Source organism: Hanstruepera marina (genome assembly GCF_019880635.1).
GTDB lineage: Bacteria > Bacteroidota > Bacteroidia > Flavobacteriales > Flavobacteriaceae > Hanstruepera > Hanstruepera marina.
Genome location: NZ_JAINVX010000004.1, coordinates 295,769 through 311,939 on the forward strand (window position 1 = coordinate 295,769; position 16,171 = coordinate 311,939).

Annotated in this window: 14 protein-coding genes; 5 read left to right on the forward strand and 9 right to left on the reverse strand. The window is 33.3% G+C overall.

Annotated elements, in window-relative coordinates:
* Window positions 1-5: 5 nt before the first annotated feature.
* Window positions 6-959, reverse strand: a complete 954-nt coding sequence (locus tag K7G76_RS12215; RefSeq protein WP_223034509.1) for an alpha/beta fold hydrolase — start codon at window positions 957-959, stop codon at window positions 6-8.
* A 112-nt stretch (window positions 960-1,071) separates the two neighbouring features.
* Here K7G76_RS12215 and K7G76_RS12220 point away from each other — a divergent pair, with 112 nt between their 5' ends.
* From K7G76_RS12220 to K7G76_RS12235, 4 genes are read left to right on the forward strand one after another with little or no spacing between them, the layout of a single operon-like run.
* Window positions 1,072-3,240 carry an endonuclease MutS2 gene (locus tag K7G76_RS12220; RefSeq protein ID WP_223034510.1) on the forward strand — a complete coding sequence of 723 codons (2,169 nt, stop codon included), beginning with the start codon at window positions 1,072-1,074 and terminating at the stop codon, window positions 3,238-3,240.
* Window positions 3,241-3,297: 57 nt separating this feature from the next.
* Window positions 3,298-3,717, forward strand: coding sequence for a thiol-disulfide oxidoreductase DCC family protein (locus tag K7G76_RS12225; protein ID WP_223034511.1), 420 nt, complete (start codon window positions 3,298-3,300; stop codon window positions 3,715-3,717).
* Window positions 3,718-3,759: 42 nt separating this feature from the next.
* On the forward strand, window positions 3,760-4,509 hold the full coding sequence (locus K7G76_RS12230; protein ID WP_223034512.1) for a DUF3575 domain-containing protein: 750 nt from the start codon (window positions 3,760-3,762) through the stop codon (window positions 4,507-4,509).
* 25 nt (window positions 4,510-4,534) lie between these two features.
* Window positions 4,535-5,209, forward strand: a complete 675-nt coding sequence (locus K7G76_RS12235) for a hypothetical protein (protein WP_223034513.1) — start codon at window positions 4,535-4,537, stop codon at window positions 5,207-5,209.
* A gap of 277 nt (window positions 5,210-5,486) precedes the next feature.
* On the opposite strand, the gene K7G76_RS12240 is transcribed toward K7G76_RS12235, so the two are convergent.
* The 7 genes from K7G76_RS12240 to aroC are packed head-to-tail and all read right to left on the reverse strand — an operon-like array spanning window position 5,487 to window position 12,161.
* Window positions 5,487-6,647: a flavohemoglobin expression-modulating QEGLA motif protein gene (locus K7G76_RS12240; RefSeq protein WP_223034514.1), complete on the reverse strand. Its 1,161-nt coding sequence runs from the start codon at window positions 6,645-6,647 to the stop codon at window positions 5,487-5,489.
* The gene (locus K7G76_RS12245; RefSeq protein WP_223034515.1) at window positions 6,644-7,477 is read right to left on the reverse strand and encodes an N-formylglutamate amidohydrolase; all 834 of its coding nucleotides are present in this window, start codon (window positions 7,475-7,477) and stop codon (window positions 6,644-6,646) included. Before K7G76_RS12245 ends, K7G76_RS12240 begins: the two co-directional genes overlap by 4 nt.
* Entirely contained in the window at window positions 7,474-7,815 is a 342-nt protein-coding gene (locus K7G76_RS12250) for a hypothetical protein (RefSeq protein WP_223034516.1), read from the reverse strand. Before K7G76_RS12250 ends, K7G76_RS12245 begins: the two co-directional genes overlap by 4 nt.
* 9 nt (window positions 7,816-7,824) lie before the next feature.
* Window positions 7,825-8,649: a sulfurtransferase gene (locus K7G76_RS12255; protein WP_223034517.1), complete on the reverse strand. Its 825-nt coding sequence runs from the start codon at window positions 8,647-8,649 to the stop codon at window positions 7,825-7,827.
* 13 nt (window positions 8,650-8,662) lie between these two features.
* Window positions 8,663-9,700: a glutathione synthase gene (gshB, locus tag K7G76_RS12260; RefSeq protein WP_223034518.1), complete on the reverse strand. Its 1,038-nt coding sequence runs from the start codon at window positions 9,698-9,700 to the stop codon at window positions 8,663-8,665.
* A gap of 45 nt (window positions 9,701-9,745) precedes the next feature.
* The gene (locus K7G76_RS12265; RefSeq protein ID WP_223034519.1) at window positions 9,746-11,068 is read right to left on the reverse strand and encodes a dicarboxylate/amino acid:cation symporter; all 1,323 of its coding nucleotides are present in this window, start codon (window positions 11,066-11,068) and stop codon (window positions 9,746-9,748) included.
* A 31-nt stretch (window positions 11,069-11,099) separates the two neighbouring features.
* Window positions 11,100-12,161: a chorismate synthase gene (gene aroC / locus K7G76_RS12270; RefSeq protein WP_223034520.1), complete on the reverse strand. Its 1,062-nt coding sequence runs from the start codon at window positions 12,159-12,161 to the stop codon at window positions 11,100-11,102.
* Between the two features lie 177 nt (window positions 12,162-12,338).
* Here aroC and K7G76_RS12275 point away from each other — a divergent pair, with 177 nt between their 5' ends.
* Complete coding sequence (locus K7G76_RS12275; protein WP_223034521.1) at window positions 12,339-13,190, forward strand: UDP-2,3-diacylglucosamine diphosphatase; 852 nt, start codon at window positions 12,339-12,341, stop codon at window positions 13,188-13,190.
* On the opposite strand, the gene K7G76_RS12280 is transcribed toward K7G76_RS12275, so the two are convergent.
* Complete coding sequence (locus K7G76_RS12280) at window positions 13,182-16,100, reverse strand: FAD-binding and (Fe-S)-binding domain-containing protein (RefSeq protein ID WP_223034522.1); 2,919 nt, start codon at window positions 16,098-16,100, stop codon at window positions 13,182-13,184. The genes K7G76_RS12275 and K7G76_RS12280 overlap by 9 nt on opposite strands.
* Window positions 16,101-16,171 lie beyond the last annotated feature (71 nt).

Sequence of the window (16,171 nt, forward strand, 5' to 3'; positions counted from 1 at the left end):
TAGAGCTAGTTCTTTAGAAATTCTATCATTTTGGCATTTACTGCATCTGCTTGGTCTATTGAAAGAAAATGGCCTGCATTAGAGATCACTTCAGCTTGCCCACTTCCAATAAGTTCTTTTGTCAGCCGTATTGACTTATCGTTATTAATCATATCATCATCGCCAATTAAAACCAAAACCGGCATTTTTAAAGACTTTAAATCGTTTTTGCTAAATGGTGTCATGTCTAAAGTAAATTCGTTTAAAGAGTCTCGTTTAGTTGCTAGATAGTATTGATCCAGATATTTTTTTTCAATATTGGCTGGGTTTATAGACATTGTTTTCAAACTGGTTTCAAATTGTTTGTCATCTGAAGAAAACAAACTCACAATGTTTTCAAATAAATTGGCACTGGGCCTAATCCAAATAAACGTTTGGGCAGGACTTAATAATACCATTTTTTTAATCTTATCCTGATTGTATAAAGCTAAATTAACAGCCATCCACCCGCCTTTTGATGCACCAATAATACTATATTCTTTAAGCTTTAATTTTTTAATAACTTCAAAATACCAAGCAGAAATCTGCTCTATTTCATTAATCTCGGCTTCTTTATACGATTTCCCTGGCTCTAACAGAAAGTCTATGGCAAATACCTGAAAATCTTCAGATAGCGCTTTTATATTTGGATACCACATAGTACTACTAGCATTCATACCATGCAACAATACCAGTGATTCTGAATTTCCTATGCCACTAGCTACAACATGAGCAGTACCATATTGAGTGGGAATATACAATTCTTGATAAGCAACATCCCAAAGCTCAAGGGCATCATTATAAGCATCAAAATATTTTTTGTCTGCAGGCGGCATATTGTTGACATATTTTGGTACTTGGCTGTATTTTGAATAGTCTTCATTGCAACTAACAAAAACAGATATTAGCAAAATAGAGATGATTAATTTATATAGTTTCATAATTTAATCTATAAAATTCCAAATCTACATATTATAAAAATATCAAAACAATAAATTAGCCATTTTACTTTAAGTATTATACTTAAATTTGTACGTTAGTAAGAAGCAATACATGATAAACATTCATAAAAAAACACTTCAAGATTTAGAGTTTGCTACTGTTTTAGAACAAGTAAGCGAACTTTGCATTACAAATCTTGGCCATCAAAAAGCACTACAAATAACACCTTATAAATCTAAACATGAGGTTATTGATGCTTTGAGCTTAACCAATGAATACGTCTCCTCTTTTTTTAATGACAACCGCATACCAAATCATGGTTTTGAAAGCATTGCCAAGGAATTACAACTTTTAAAAATAGAAAACACATTTTTAGAAACCCATAGTCTTAAAAAAATTGCTTCAACTTCTTTGACCGTAAACGAAATCCTTCAGTTTTTTAAGAAGTTTAAAGAATATTATCCAAACTTACAAGCTTATTCTGAAACAGTAGATTACACCAAAGTTATTATTGAAAAAATAGATAGTATTGTCGATAGGTTTGGAGATGTAAAGGATGAAGCATCTGTCTTGCTTTCTGAACTGCGCTTACAGATAAACAAACTTAAAGGCAAAATAAATCAAAGTTTTGCAACAGCATTGAATATGTACCATGGCCTAGAATACCTAGATGATATCCGGGAGTCTGTTGTAGACAACAAACGTGTTTTAGCCGTAAAAGCTATGTACAGGCGTAAAGTTAAAGGCGCTATCATGGGTGGCAGTAAAACTGGAAGTATAGTTTATATTGAACCGGAAACTACGTTACAACACACTCGAGAACTTAACAATTTAGAGTATGAAGAGCACGAAGAAGTAATTCGGATCCTCAAAGAAGTTACTAATTTTATTCGTCCATATCGCAATTTATTGATACAGTATCAAGATTTTTTAACTGAATTGGATGTCATTTCATCAAAAGCCAAATATGCAAAAGCCCTGAATGCTATACTGCCAGAATTCACAGACGATAGATCAATGTATTTGCGGGATGCCTTTCATCCGCTGTTGTTATTAAGCAATCAAAAGAAAAAAGAAAAAACATACCCGCAGACTATAGAACTTAACCAAGACAATAGAATTATTGTTATTTCCGGTCCTAATGCTGGCGGAAAGAGTATTACACTAAAAACTGTTGGCCTATTGCAACTTATGCTTCAGGCCGGCTTTTTAATACCGGTTCATGAGCGTAGTAAAGTGTTTTTGTTTGATAGGGTTATATCAGATATTGGCGATAACCAATCAATTGAAAATCATTTAAGCACGTATAGCTATCGTTTAAAACAAATGAACTATTTTTTAAAAAAGTGTAATAAAAACACCTTGTTTCTAATTGATGAATTTGGAACTGGAAGTGACCCAGAATTGGGTGGGGCTTTAGCTGAAACCTTTTTAGAAGAATTTTACCACAGAGAAGCTTTTGGCATTATAACAACGCACTACTCCAATCTTAAGATTTTGGCTAATGAGCTGCCCTACATGCAAAATGCCAATATGATGTTTGATGAAAAAACATTAGAGCCTATGTATAAACTGGCTTTAGGTCAAGCAGGTAGCTCTTTCACTTTTGAAGTGGCACAAAAAAACGGCATTCCCTATAGCTTAATTAATCGCGCTAAAAAGAAAATTGAACGTGGTAAAGTGCGTTTCGACAGAACAATTGCCAAGCTGCAAAAAGAACGCTCAAAGCTTGAAAAAACAGAACAATCCCTAAAAGTCAATGAGCGTAAAAAACAAGATGAAGCAGAAAAACTTGAAGAGATTAACAACAAAATTCAAAAAAAATTGGAAAGCTACCAGGAATTGTACGATAGCAACCAACGATTAATTTATTTGGGACAAAAAGTAAACGATTTAGCAGAAAGATACTTTAACAACAAACAGAAACGTGAGTTAATGAACGAACTATTTAAATTAGTTCAAATTGAAAACTCTAAACGCAAAAAAGTTTCAATAAAACAACAAAAGGCAGAAAAAGCGAAAGTTCAACAAGTCAAACAAGAAGCAGAAAAAAAGGTAGACGTAATTAGAAAAAAGAAAAAAGAAGCCAAAAGAAAAGAAGCTTTAAAGCCTCCTGCGCCAAAACCAACACTCAAAATTGGAGATCGGGTTCGTTTAGAAGATGGACGTGCCATAGGTAGCATTGACAAAATTGAGAAAAACAAAGCCACAGTTAACTATGGCTTGTTTACCACAAATGTAAGCTTAGAACAGTTAGAACTGGTTGAAGCGAAAAAGTAAATTGCCATTTAACGAAATTTTTAAATTCCATTAAAGTTTATAGCTTATTTTTGTTATATGCTAAACCTGATACCAACAGAAAAAAGTCTTATTTTATTTGATGGTGTTTGCAATTTATGCAACTCGAGTGTTCAGTATGTTATAAAACATGATAAAAAAGACCATTTTCTATTCGCACCACTACAAAGTGAGATTGGGCAAAATATAATAAACCATTATAATCTAGACACTTCAAAAGTCGATTCTATCCTAGTTTATTCTGAAGAAAAGGGAATTTCTTATAAGTCGACAGCAGCGCTTAAAATAGCTTCAAAATTAGGTTTTCCAATTAACACCTTATCAATATTTTTTATTGTGCCTCTATTTATTAGAAATTGGGTATACGATTTTATAGCCAAGAACCGCTATAAATGGTTTGGCAAACAAAATGAATGCATGATACCCACACCTGAATTAAAATCGAAATTTTTGAACTAGCCCTAAAAATATTTCTTATTTTTATACTACATTTGAATATATATGAAAACTACAATCAACCTATTGTTATTCGTTCTTGTTTTATTCATGTCCTTTTCATCTTTTGGACAGGAATTAGAAGATGATAATACAACTCGAAATGTAAAGAATGAATTTTCTTTTGAACTTTTACAAATAGTTAATGGTGTTTATCAAGTTTCATACGAACGCCATATTTGGAACAATTTTTCTGCCGCAATTGCATTTGGCTATAAAGGAAAAGAAGGGTTGATAAAACTTTCAGGAATTGATGGGGAAAAAATAAAAACTGGTGATGTTTACTATACAGGCTTTCAAATTGTACCAGAAATTCGCTATTATATAAATGGTACCAATAAGTTTAACCAAAAGCTTAATGGGTTTTATTTAGGCCTCTATTACAAATATTCGAGTTATACATCTGAATTAACAGGTAGGTATATTGCTTCAGACAATACCAATTACGACTTGGCTTTTGATATGGATTTAGACATATCTTCTGTTGGCTTGCTTATTGGTTATAAATTAGCCATTACTAAACGATTTACTATAGATTTTATGATTGCTGGACCTGGAAGTGGTGATTATAAATTCAAAATTGTCAATAAAAAAGATTTACCTGAAGAGTTTTATGATGACTTAAATGAAGCTTTAGAGAATTATAATTTACTGGATTTTATTAATGGCGACTTTAGGTTTTCTGATGTTAATAACAAATCTCAATTTAATGCCTTTTCATTTCGATATGGCATAGCTGTAGGATATACTTTTTAATCAATAAATAACAATAAAATTAATTATGAAAAAAACTTTTAAATTATTCACTTTATTATTCATGGTGCTATTTGCATTTGGTTGCTCCGGTGTCAAAGTACTAGATTCATGGAAATCAGATAATCTTGCCGATATAAAAGATAATAATATTTTGGTTATAGCCAGAACAGAAAATAAGCAAGCGAGAATTGCTTTTGAACAACAAATATCAGAACAGTTAAGAGCAAATGGTGTTAAAGCCACTGAAAGTTTTAGAGAGTTACCGGATTTTAATCATGACAATAAGGAAATAACTGAACAGCAAAAGAAAAACTTTCAAGATTTTCTAAAAAATGAAGGTTACAATGGTATAATATTGACTGTTCTTAAGGATTACCAAGAACGTACTGAAACAACTCAAGATGGTGGTTATTATGCTGGTGCTACCTATATGCCAGCTTACTATCCTGGGTATTATGGTGGTTTTTACGGTTATTATTACCATCCATTGTCGTATTCAACGTATGGGAGCTATGTGCCAACTTCAACTACTACACGAACTGTAAAAACTTTCATACTAGAAACTGTTATCTACGATTTAACTAAAGATGAAAAACAACAATTAGCAGCAGTGGTTACAACACAAATTGAAGACCCTCAAGATGTTACTAAAAATGCTACAGAATACACACAAAAGGTTACTAAAGCTTTAACTGAATAAAAACACACACTTTGTATATACAAAAAAAGGTCTTGATTTTCTCAAGACCTTTTTTCATAACTTAACTAACCAAAAAAATTAAACAAACAAAATTTGTGCTGATATTTAAGCATTTAGCACTTTATTTTGATATTTAAATTTAGTAATACTTATTAATCAATCCCCTTTTAATCGATAAACAGGTAAAATTAATTGTTAACCTATAATTTTTTGTAAAAAAACTCCATGAAATACATAAATAACTCATATTTAATAGGTTACAAAAAAATAGTATTGATTATTTTAAGCTCTTTAGAATAAAATCTAAATTCTTATTAACGTTGGCATCATTACGATAAGAATCCGTATAATATTTCGAAACATTTGCAAGCCCTAAATTTTGCAGCTTGTCTATGGTTTTTATATACTCCAGAGACACCTTTCCTGTTAACAACGGATTTAGATCCTTACCTTTTTGGGCGTATTTATAAACCTTTTTTAAACCTGAAAGGTATAAATGGTCTTTTGTGAATCCGCCTCCTCTATGCACGCGTAATGTTATTGCAAAAGCTTTATCACGATCTAACTTATATTGGCTGTATAGCAAATCAAATGTATCTGAAAATGTATATCCTTTTATCAAGCTATCTACAGCTATAACACGGTATGATAATTCTTTTAAACGTGATAAGGTTAAACAACCCGACATATATTCAGAATAAACCGCTAACCCCTCTTGAGTTTCAACATTATTAGGAAAACCATTTGAAAAAATATGCAATGGTTGATTTGCCGCATTAAAAGTTGTAACCAAATGAACACCTATTTCATGATTGGCAAGAACTTGCAATTGATTCCTACTGTATTTATGATTTTTTCTTAAAACTAATGTTCTAGCGTGGTTTTGAACCATTGCTGCTGCAGAAATATTGGTTGAAAACTTGATATTATAATCAAAATCATAACGTTTTGAAAAGTCTTCAAAATATGCTTTTGCATCTTGCGCGTTATATAATGGCAACATATCCTGATCAAAATCACCATCATCAAAACGCAAAATAAATTTGGCGTTATCTAAACTTTTCTCTGTTGGAGTTCCAAAACTTTTTAAGCTATTATAATAAAACTTTCTCCCTTGATTAATGGTTTCAATACACTCTATCAATCCAGAGTATTCATAAATTATATCTTCATACAAATTTCGAATATCCTCATCCTCAATTCGTTCAAGACGTTGGGAAAAAAATAGCCTATGTAATTTATAACCGTTGAATTTTAACTTTGGATAATGAAAATTAGGCTCATAATTAAACTTCGAAGTATAAAATTGTTTTTTCTCACTTTCAATATTAAGCGGATTAATATAATTAAGCAATTCTATTTTTTTTACCAGTCGGTTTAAATTCGCATCAATATCAAATAGGTCTTGATATTTATTCGTTAACTTTTCTGAAATCATTTACCTTGAAATGTTTTATAAAATGCATTAGCATGTTGTGGCAATCGCTGCTTTAGTTCATATTCAACTGCAGCAACTACTTCTGGATATATAACTTGTTTGTATTCATCGCAGTAAACTTTAGCAATTTCTGTTGCCAAAACTAATGTATTTTTAAAGGTATTGGTTATGTATCTTAAAAAATAGCCGTTACCGTAAAATGTGTCGTTAATTTTAGCTGTTGATTTAATACCATTAGGTAATTTAATCTCTTCAAGATTTTGTCTCCAAGACTCAATAATATCTGCAAACCGCTCGTTGTCAACATTGCTCGTGCCTAAATTCCAAGTTGGAACTTCCCTATCCCAACGCTGCCAATTGTAACTATGCATATCATAAACAATACACACGCCAAACTTTTCTTCAATTTTTGATATTAATGCATGAACAACCTTATAAAAATCTCTATGCTTTTTTAAGCTTCTTTGTTTTTCTCCTTCCATTAAAGGCTCTCTCCATAATTGTTTTCCCCAAGCAGTGTCAAAAATAGCATCTTCAGGAAAACGGTTTAAATCGTATTCAAAACGAGAATCACATCCAGCAATTACAATGGGATGCGAGCATACCATGTTTTTTGTTTCCGGATCTTCCTCATACCATCTATCATACTCACTGTGCAAACAATTACCCCATAATTCTTTTCGAAACTGATGGCCATCATGAACAGCACCACATACATAATGCACATAACTGTCAATTTTTAACGTAAAGCTATAATCATCAGAAACAGCATGAAAAATCTCTTCCGCCTCTATTTTTTCAATAATTTTACTAACGGATAACTTTATCATGCTGCATCGTTTATAATTCGTTTTAACCAATTGAATACAACATGCTCTACCTGATCAAATTCACCATCGGCAAAAAATAGAATTTTTATATCCAAAAACAGTTGTTTTAGATCTAATTTCGAATAATCATGTGTTTCGAGACCTTTAATAATTTTTTGAATGCATTGATAATCATTGTCATTTTTAAACTCATCATAAACCATTTGATACGTATCCATGTCTACTTTAGATAAAATAACATTACGCTCCATATTTGTTTCTGATAAATTTGAATTTGCAGCATAAAACAAAATATATACTAACAATTCCTCTTTCGACCAACTTTGAACACTATCCATATCTTTTTGTTAAGTTAAAGTGCCATATTCAGTCCATGAGCCATCATAAACAGACACATTGTTTTCTCCTATTAATTCTGCTCCCAATGCCAAAACGCAAGCTGTAATTCCAGAACCGCACGAAAAAACCATTGGTTTTTTTGCGATTTGAAAGCCTTGAAAAATATCGCGAATTTCATTTTCTGACTTCATCTTTCCATCATTCAACACATGTTTAAATGGCAAATTTTTTGAATTAGGGATGCTTCCACTTCTTAAACCTTCACGTGGCTCTGCTTCCATACCCCTAAAACGTGATTCAGAACGTGCATCTATAATTAGATGTGACTTTTCTTCAATGTTTTTTTGTATGTCATCGAAAAAGAACATGTTACCCTGTCTTTCTAAAGCTGAAAAATTTCCATTTGGGCCATTATAAGTTGTTTTTCTGCTAACTGGGTAAAACGCTTCTATCCATGCTGGCAAGCCTCCATCCAGAACCGCAACATTATTAAAACCAAACGATTTAAACAGCCACCAAGCTCTTGGGCTTGAATAAATTCCCTTATCATCATAAACAACAATAAAACTATCATTGTTGATGCCTAAATTTTGAGCTTCTTTTTCAAATTGTTCTTTAGATGGGTATGTTGTAGGAAAAGGCGCTGATGTATTACTAAACTTGTTTTTTAAATCAAAAAAACGTGCTTCAGGAATACATAAATCGCTAATTTTATTATCTATCTCAGTAACTTTTGGAATAGAGGCGTCTAGTACTATTAAATTGGTTGCGTCTAAATTTTGATTTAACCATTCCACAGAAACAATGGGCTTATGGAATTTTGTTATCACCATGGTACATATCTAGTTAGGCATCTTCAACAGTTTTTCGTAATCTAGAACGTCTGTTAAAAGCTTCTAAATTATCTAAAACCTTACTTTCAAGAAAATCAATAACCCGCTCTTCTACCCTGTATTTATTCTTATAAACCTTATTGATATAGGTTATACCGCCAGGCGACATAACATTTACCTCTACAAGCTTACCACCAATAACATCAATACCCACAAAGTACAATCCGTCTTTCACTAATTTTGGCCCAATTTGTTTACAAAGGGCCTTTTCAGCTTTTGTTAGCGAATGTTTTTGAACCGACCCTCCTGCCGAAACATTAGAGCGATGATCATCAGTGCCAGGAACACGCTTCATAGCTCCAATTGGCTCGCCATTAAGCATTAAAATTCTAACATCACCTTCATCTGCACCTTCTATATAATCTTGTAGAATAACATAATTTGATGTGCCATCACCGCTGTTAATATAGAAATCCAACAGTGAATTAATATTACTCATCGCAGATTTTTCAATTAAAATAACTCCGGAACCACCAAAACCATTTAATGGCTTTAGTATCATTCTATCGGCTTTAGACTCTTTTATCTGCCTAATAAGGTAGTTCTTGTTTTTAGAAACATGCGTATTCGGAATTATATTACTGTGGGCATCGCCAAAAGCTGCAGTATATAGCTTATTATTTGCCTCACGCATACCTTGCAAAGAGTTGATAATAAACACATCATCTTTTACAGAATCTAAAAAATTAAGCATTAACGGGTCTAAAGGTGGATTAGCTCTAAAAAAGATAGCATCAAAGCCCGCTAAAGGCAGCATTTCTTCTCGCAATTGAGCTTTTTTATAAAATGCTTTTAATGAAGAAGGTACTTTTTCCATACGCCCAATAACTGTACAAAACGCATTTGTAACGCTATCTCTAATGGTTAAATTTGCTGGCGTGCAAATGGCAACACCATGGCCTCTTTTAACACACTCTTTTATCAGCGCTAAACTCGTATCGTTTTCAGGATCAATATTCTCCCACGGATACATTAAAAAACAAACATTCATACTATAGGGTTTTGTACGATTACTATACTACTAAAAGTAATTATTTTATTTGACTTCATCATAGTGGTCATCCCAATTCTTAACTTTTGGATCCCCTAACTTACCTACAGATTTTGCTACTAACATAGATACTGTAGCATCTCCTGTAACATTAACAACAGTTCTACACATATCCAAAGGTCTATCTACTGCAAAAATCAAAGCTAAACCAATAGGCAATAATTCTGCAGGCATCCCAACAGATTCAAGAACAATAACTAGCATAACCATACCTGCTCCAGGTACGGCAGCACTTCCTATTGAAGCTAATAATGCAGTTAAAACAATGGTAATCTGGTCGGCAAAAGTTAATTCTAATCCCAAAGCTTGAAAAATAAAAACAGCGGCTACAGCTTGATATAAGCTAGTGCCATCCATATTTATGGTAGCACCAACGGGTAAAACAAAACTTGAAACTTCCTTATCAACACCTATGTGTTCTTCAACACGCTCCATAGTTACAGGCAATGTTGCTGCACTACTACTTGTTGAAAAGGCCAGTAACTGCGCTGGGCTAATCTGTTGCAAAAACCAAAATGGATTCTTCTTTGTTATGGTGCCAACCAAAACACAATAAAAAACTATCATTAAAACCAAACCTAATAACACCACACCAGCATATTTTATTAAAGCCAATAAAATATCTGGATCATCTGAACTCACAACAACATTAGCCAATAACGCAAAAACAGCTACTGGTGCTGTTAGCATAATTAAATCGACCATTTTGAGTACGACATCATTTAGGGAATCAAATATATCCTTTAGCGGTTTTGATTTCTCTTCTCCAATCAACAGCATAGAAATACCAAGAAAAATTGAAAAGAAAATTACTTGAAGCATTAATCCATTATCACTTAATGCTGAAAATGCATTATCTGGAACCATATCCTCTAAAAACTGTAATGGCCCACTCTCTTTTTGTTTCGAAGCTTCTGCAATTTTACCTTGAACACTACTATTCGTCGAGTAAGTTTGTGTTAACTTCTCAATTGTTTCGTCAGAAACACCATTACCTGGGTTAAAAGTATTAACCAAAAGTAAACCGATACTTATGGCTATTACAGTGGTAAATACATAAGTCACTATGGTTCTTAAGCCAATATTCTTGAACTTCGAAATATCTTTTAAATCTGAAATCCCTTTAATTAAAGAGGCAAGAATTAAAGGAATGGCAATTAACTTCAAAAGCTTTACAAAAATACTTCCTATTGGCTTTATCCAATCAACTGTAAAATCTTTTCCTCCAACTTGAAGCATGATAAATCCGAAAACCAGACCTAAAACCATGCCTATCAATATTTGCCAATGTAATGCGAGTTTTTTCATAATCTTATATTACAATCCTAAAGGATTTATATTAGTTATATATTTTGTTTAACAGATAAAAATCAGCTAAAACCAAAGCGGCCATAGCTTCCACTATTGGGATAGCTCTTGGAACCACACAAGGGTCATGACGTCCTTTTCCTTGCATTTCTACAATGTTTCCAAATTTATCCAATGTATTTTGTTTTTGAATAACTGTAGCTACTGGTTTAAAAGCTACACGGAAGTAAATATCCATTCCATTGCTTATACCGCCTTGAATACCTCCTGATAAATTGGTTTTGGTACTGCCATCTTCATTAAACAAATCATTATGCTCACTACCCATCATTTTAGCACCACAAAATCCACTGCCATATTCAAACCCTTTAACGGCGTTTATAGACAACATAGCTTTTCCTAATTCGGCGTGCAACTTATCAAAAACCGGCTCACCTAGCCCTACTGGTACATTTTGAAGTGCACAGGTAACGGTTCCGCCAATTGTGTCACCAGCTTTACGAACATCTTTGATGCGATTTATCATTTCATCAGCCACTTCAGCATCAGGGCAACGTACGATGTTGGATTCTATTTTTGAAAAATCTAAATCTTGATACGGTCTTTCTAAAAATATATCTCCTACCGAAGACGTATAAGCGTTTATTTTAATGTCAGAAATTATTTGCTTGGCTAATGCCCCAGCAACTACGCGACATGCTGTTTCACGTGCCGAACTACGGCCACCACCTCTATAATCGCGAATTCCATATTTTTCTTCATAAGTATAATCTGCATGGCTAGGCCTATAGACATCTTTTATATGCGAATAATCTTTTGACTTCTGATTCGTATTTTTAATTACAAAACCAATTGGAGTACCTGTAGTAACACCTTCAAAAATACCAGACAAGAATTCAACCGTATCGGGTTCTTTGCGTTGAGTTACAATTTCAGATTGACCAGGTTTTCGTCTATTTAGCTCATTTTGAATAGCTTGAAAATCAACTTTTAAACCCGAAGGGCAACCGTCAATAACGCCTCCTATTGCAATACCATGCGATTCTCCAAATGTGGTTAATTTAAAAATGTTTCCAAAGCTATTTCCAGCCATACTTTTGATTTTAATGCTAATGTAATTGTAATATTACAGAAACAAAAATAGAATTCTTTCAACTCATACTATTTATCACTGTTTCTAGTAACAATTAATTAACAAACTCCTCACAGTTAATTAATTAGTCCTTAATGTTCAAATAACATTAGCAAGCGACTTTTGTATCGATAAATTATGTCTTATTTGAAAAATAAAAGAAAAATAGAGATTGCCGTAATCTCAGATGTCCATTTAGGAACCTATGGTTGCCATGCCAAACCGCTACTAACTTACTTAAACAGTATTCAGCCCAAAAAACTGATTTTAAATGGTGATATCATTGATATTTGGCAATTTAGCAAACGGTATTTCCCCAAATCACATATGAAAGTTATTAAACGTATCATGGATATGGCTTCAAACGGTGTTGAAGTCATTTACATTACCGGAAACCACGACGAGATGCTACGAAAATTTAGTGATACTTCTATTGGTAATATTTCAATTGTAGATAAAGCGGTTATTGAATTGCATGGCAAGCGTGCCTGGTTCTTTCATGGTGATGTTTTTGATTTATCAATCCAAAACGCAAAATGGCTGGCCAAATTAGGAGGTTACGGTTACGACACGCTTATTCTTTTAAACCGAATGGTTAATTGGTGTTTGGAAAAATTAGGACGTGAGCGTTATTCGTTGGCCAAACGCATTAAAAACCGTGTAAAAGGTGCTGTGAAATATATAAGTGATTTTGAAAATGTTATAACAGATTTAGCCATAGAAAATGGCTACGATTATGTGGTTTGTGGACATATACATCAGCCAAAAATGCTTATAAAGTCTAACAAACACGGTAAAACCCAATATTTGAATTCAGGTGATTGGGTTGAAAACTTTACGGCTTTAGAATATCAATTTAAACGTTGGAAATTATACCGCTATAGTGAAGACAAGCTCTCTCCATTTTTTGCAGACGAAGATATAAAGGAAATGGAAATGAAAGACCTCATTGCCGCTATTACTATTGTCGACCAAAAGAAATCAAAGTAAAGCTTCTTTTAAAATACTAATTGGATGTTTAGCCTCATGTCCAGTTCCATCTTTTATTTGATGTCTGCAACTGGTTCCATTGGCTGCAATAGTAACCGCCGTATCTGCTTTTCTAATTGCTGGAAACAAGGTTTGCTCACCAATGGTCATACTTATATCATAATGTTCTTTTTCGTATCCAAAACTACCAGCCATTCCACAACAGCCGCTTGGTATAATGGTAACTTTGTAGTTTTTAGGGAGGTTTAAAATATCAAAAGTGGATTTTTGATTGCTCAAAGCTTTTTGATGGCAATGTCCATGAAATTTAATAGTTTTAGATTCTGAAGTGAATTGTTCTGCACGAATGTTACCTAATTCTATTTCACTCTGAATAAATTCTTCAATAAGATATGTGTGAGCTGCTATTGACCGCGCTGCATTTTTATCATCTACTAATTTTAAATATTCATCCTTAAAAGTTAATATTGCAGAAGGCTCAATACCTATTAAAGGTGATTCGCTTGATATTAAACCTTTATAAATCCAAACATTCTCATTAGCAACTCGCTTGGCTTGTTCTAAAAAGCCTTTAGACAAAAACGCCCGACCAGACTCCTTATTAGGCAACACATTTATCTTATAGTTTAGTTGTTCTAAAAGGTTAATTGTATCCTGACCAATATCATTATCTAAATAGTTAGTAAACTCATCAACAAATAAATACACTTCTTTTATATATTTGTTTCTAACTAATTGTTTTTCTTTTGATTTGAACCAATTATATAAACTATTACTTGATAAATTGGGTATTGTCCGTTTTGATGCAATTCCCAGTGTTTTTTTTATTAGAGATCCAAAAAAAGGATTGGAAAACATAAAGTTGGTCAAACCAGAAAAAGAGCTTCCTATAGCATTTAGTTTATTATTGTATGCAAATACTTTGGTACGCAAATTCGTGCCGTTTGCTTTTTGGTATTGATATTCAAATTCTGCTTTTAATGCTGAAATATTCACACTACTTGGACATTCACTAGCACATGCTTTACAACTTAAGCACAAATCGAAAACCTCAACTAATTCCTGATGATTGAATTTGTTAATCTTATCAGATTGAGTTAAAAACTCCCGCAAAGCATTTGCCCTAGCTCGTGTTGTGTCCTTTTCGTTTCTTGTAGCTCGATAACTTGGACACATAGTCCCTCCAAATTCAGGCAGCTTCCTGCAATCCCCAGAACCATTACATTTTTCTGCTTCACGCAAAATGCCCAATGATTCTGAAAAATCCAAAAGCGTTTCTATTTCAGGCTCCACTCTATCTGACACATATCGCAAGGATTCATCCATGGGGAGTGCATCTACAATTTTTCCTGGATTGAAAATATTGTTAGGGTCAAAGGCTTTTTTTATTTGCTTAACAATTTCATAATTTTTTTCACCAATCATTAACGGAATAAATTCGGCTCGTACAATACCATCGCCATGTTCGCCACTCATAGAGCCGCCATACTTTTTAACTAAATGCGCGACATCGGTTGTTATTTTTCGAAATAATTCAACATCTGCTTTCTTTTTTAAATTCAGAATCGGTCGTAAGTGCAGCTCACCAGCTCCAGCATGTGCATAATAAACTGCCTTTTGTTGGTAACCATCCATAATTACCGTAAAGTCATTGATGTAATTACTTAAGTCGGGTATAGCTACCGCAGTGTCTTCAATACAAGGGGCTGTTTTTTTATCTCCAATCATATTACCTAATAAACCCAAGCCTGCTTTTCGCAAATCCATAGCCTTTTCTATATCGTCATCAATCAATATTGGATGGGCATAACTCAAACCATTAGACTTCAACGTTTGCACCAATGCAATAGCTTTTGTATTTGCCGCATCAAAGCTAACATCGCGAACTTCACACATTAAAATCGCTTTAGGATCACCTTGTATAAACTGTCGGTTTGCCTCTTGTGTTTTATTGTGTTTCGTAAGGTCCAAAATGGTTTTATCCATCATTTCACAAGTATATAAATCATGTTGCATAACCGACTGAACAGTATTTAAGCAATCATCAATACTTGAAAAATGCGCAGCGACCATAATACTGTAATTTGGCGGTAAACTATCTAACTTTAAAGTGATTTCAGTTGTAAAAGCTAGAGTCCCTTCACTACCGGATAAGAGTTTACACACGTTTAAAGGTGTGTCAAAGTCTGAAAACGGCTCTGTTTTAATGATTTCATCAATGGCGTATCCTGTATTACGCCTATGAATCGTTTCTTTTGGAAATTGGGTTCTAATTTCGCTTTGAACATCTTCTGAATGCAACTCTTGATAAATTGCCCTATATATACTACCCTCTAAACTTTTTAAGTTTAATTTTTCTTGAAATTCTAACTTGTTGATATTACTAAAGGCAACCTGACTACCGTCAGACAACAGGGTTTTTAAAGCCAAAACTTTATCACGTGTCACACCATACTTAATAGATGTTGTTCCTGACGAATTATTGCCTACCATACCACCAATCATACAGCGGTTCGAGGTTGAAGTATTTGGTCCAAAAAACAGTCCGTATGGCTTTAAAAAGTTATTAAGTTCGTCACGAACCACACCTGGTTGTACAGTTATAGTTTTGTTGACTTCATCAAAACTTAAAATCCTATTAAAATACTTTGAAACATCAACAATAATACCTTTACCAACACATTGCCCTGCCAACGAGGTCCCTGCAGTTCTAGGAATTAAAGACGTATTATGTTGGTTTGCAAAATCTATAAGACATTTTAAATCGTTTTCGTTTTTTGGAACGGCAACAGCCAGCGGCAACATTCTATAAACTGAAGCATCCGTAGCATAGAGTGTTTTCATTAAATCATCATAATGAAATTCACCTTCTAATAATTCGTTCAGTTTATTTAAGTATTTTAACTCCATACTAGCTTCAAACGCATATGCATTAAAAAAATAAAAGTAATATTAATAACGTTATCACTTTCAAGTAAATT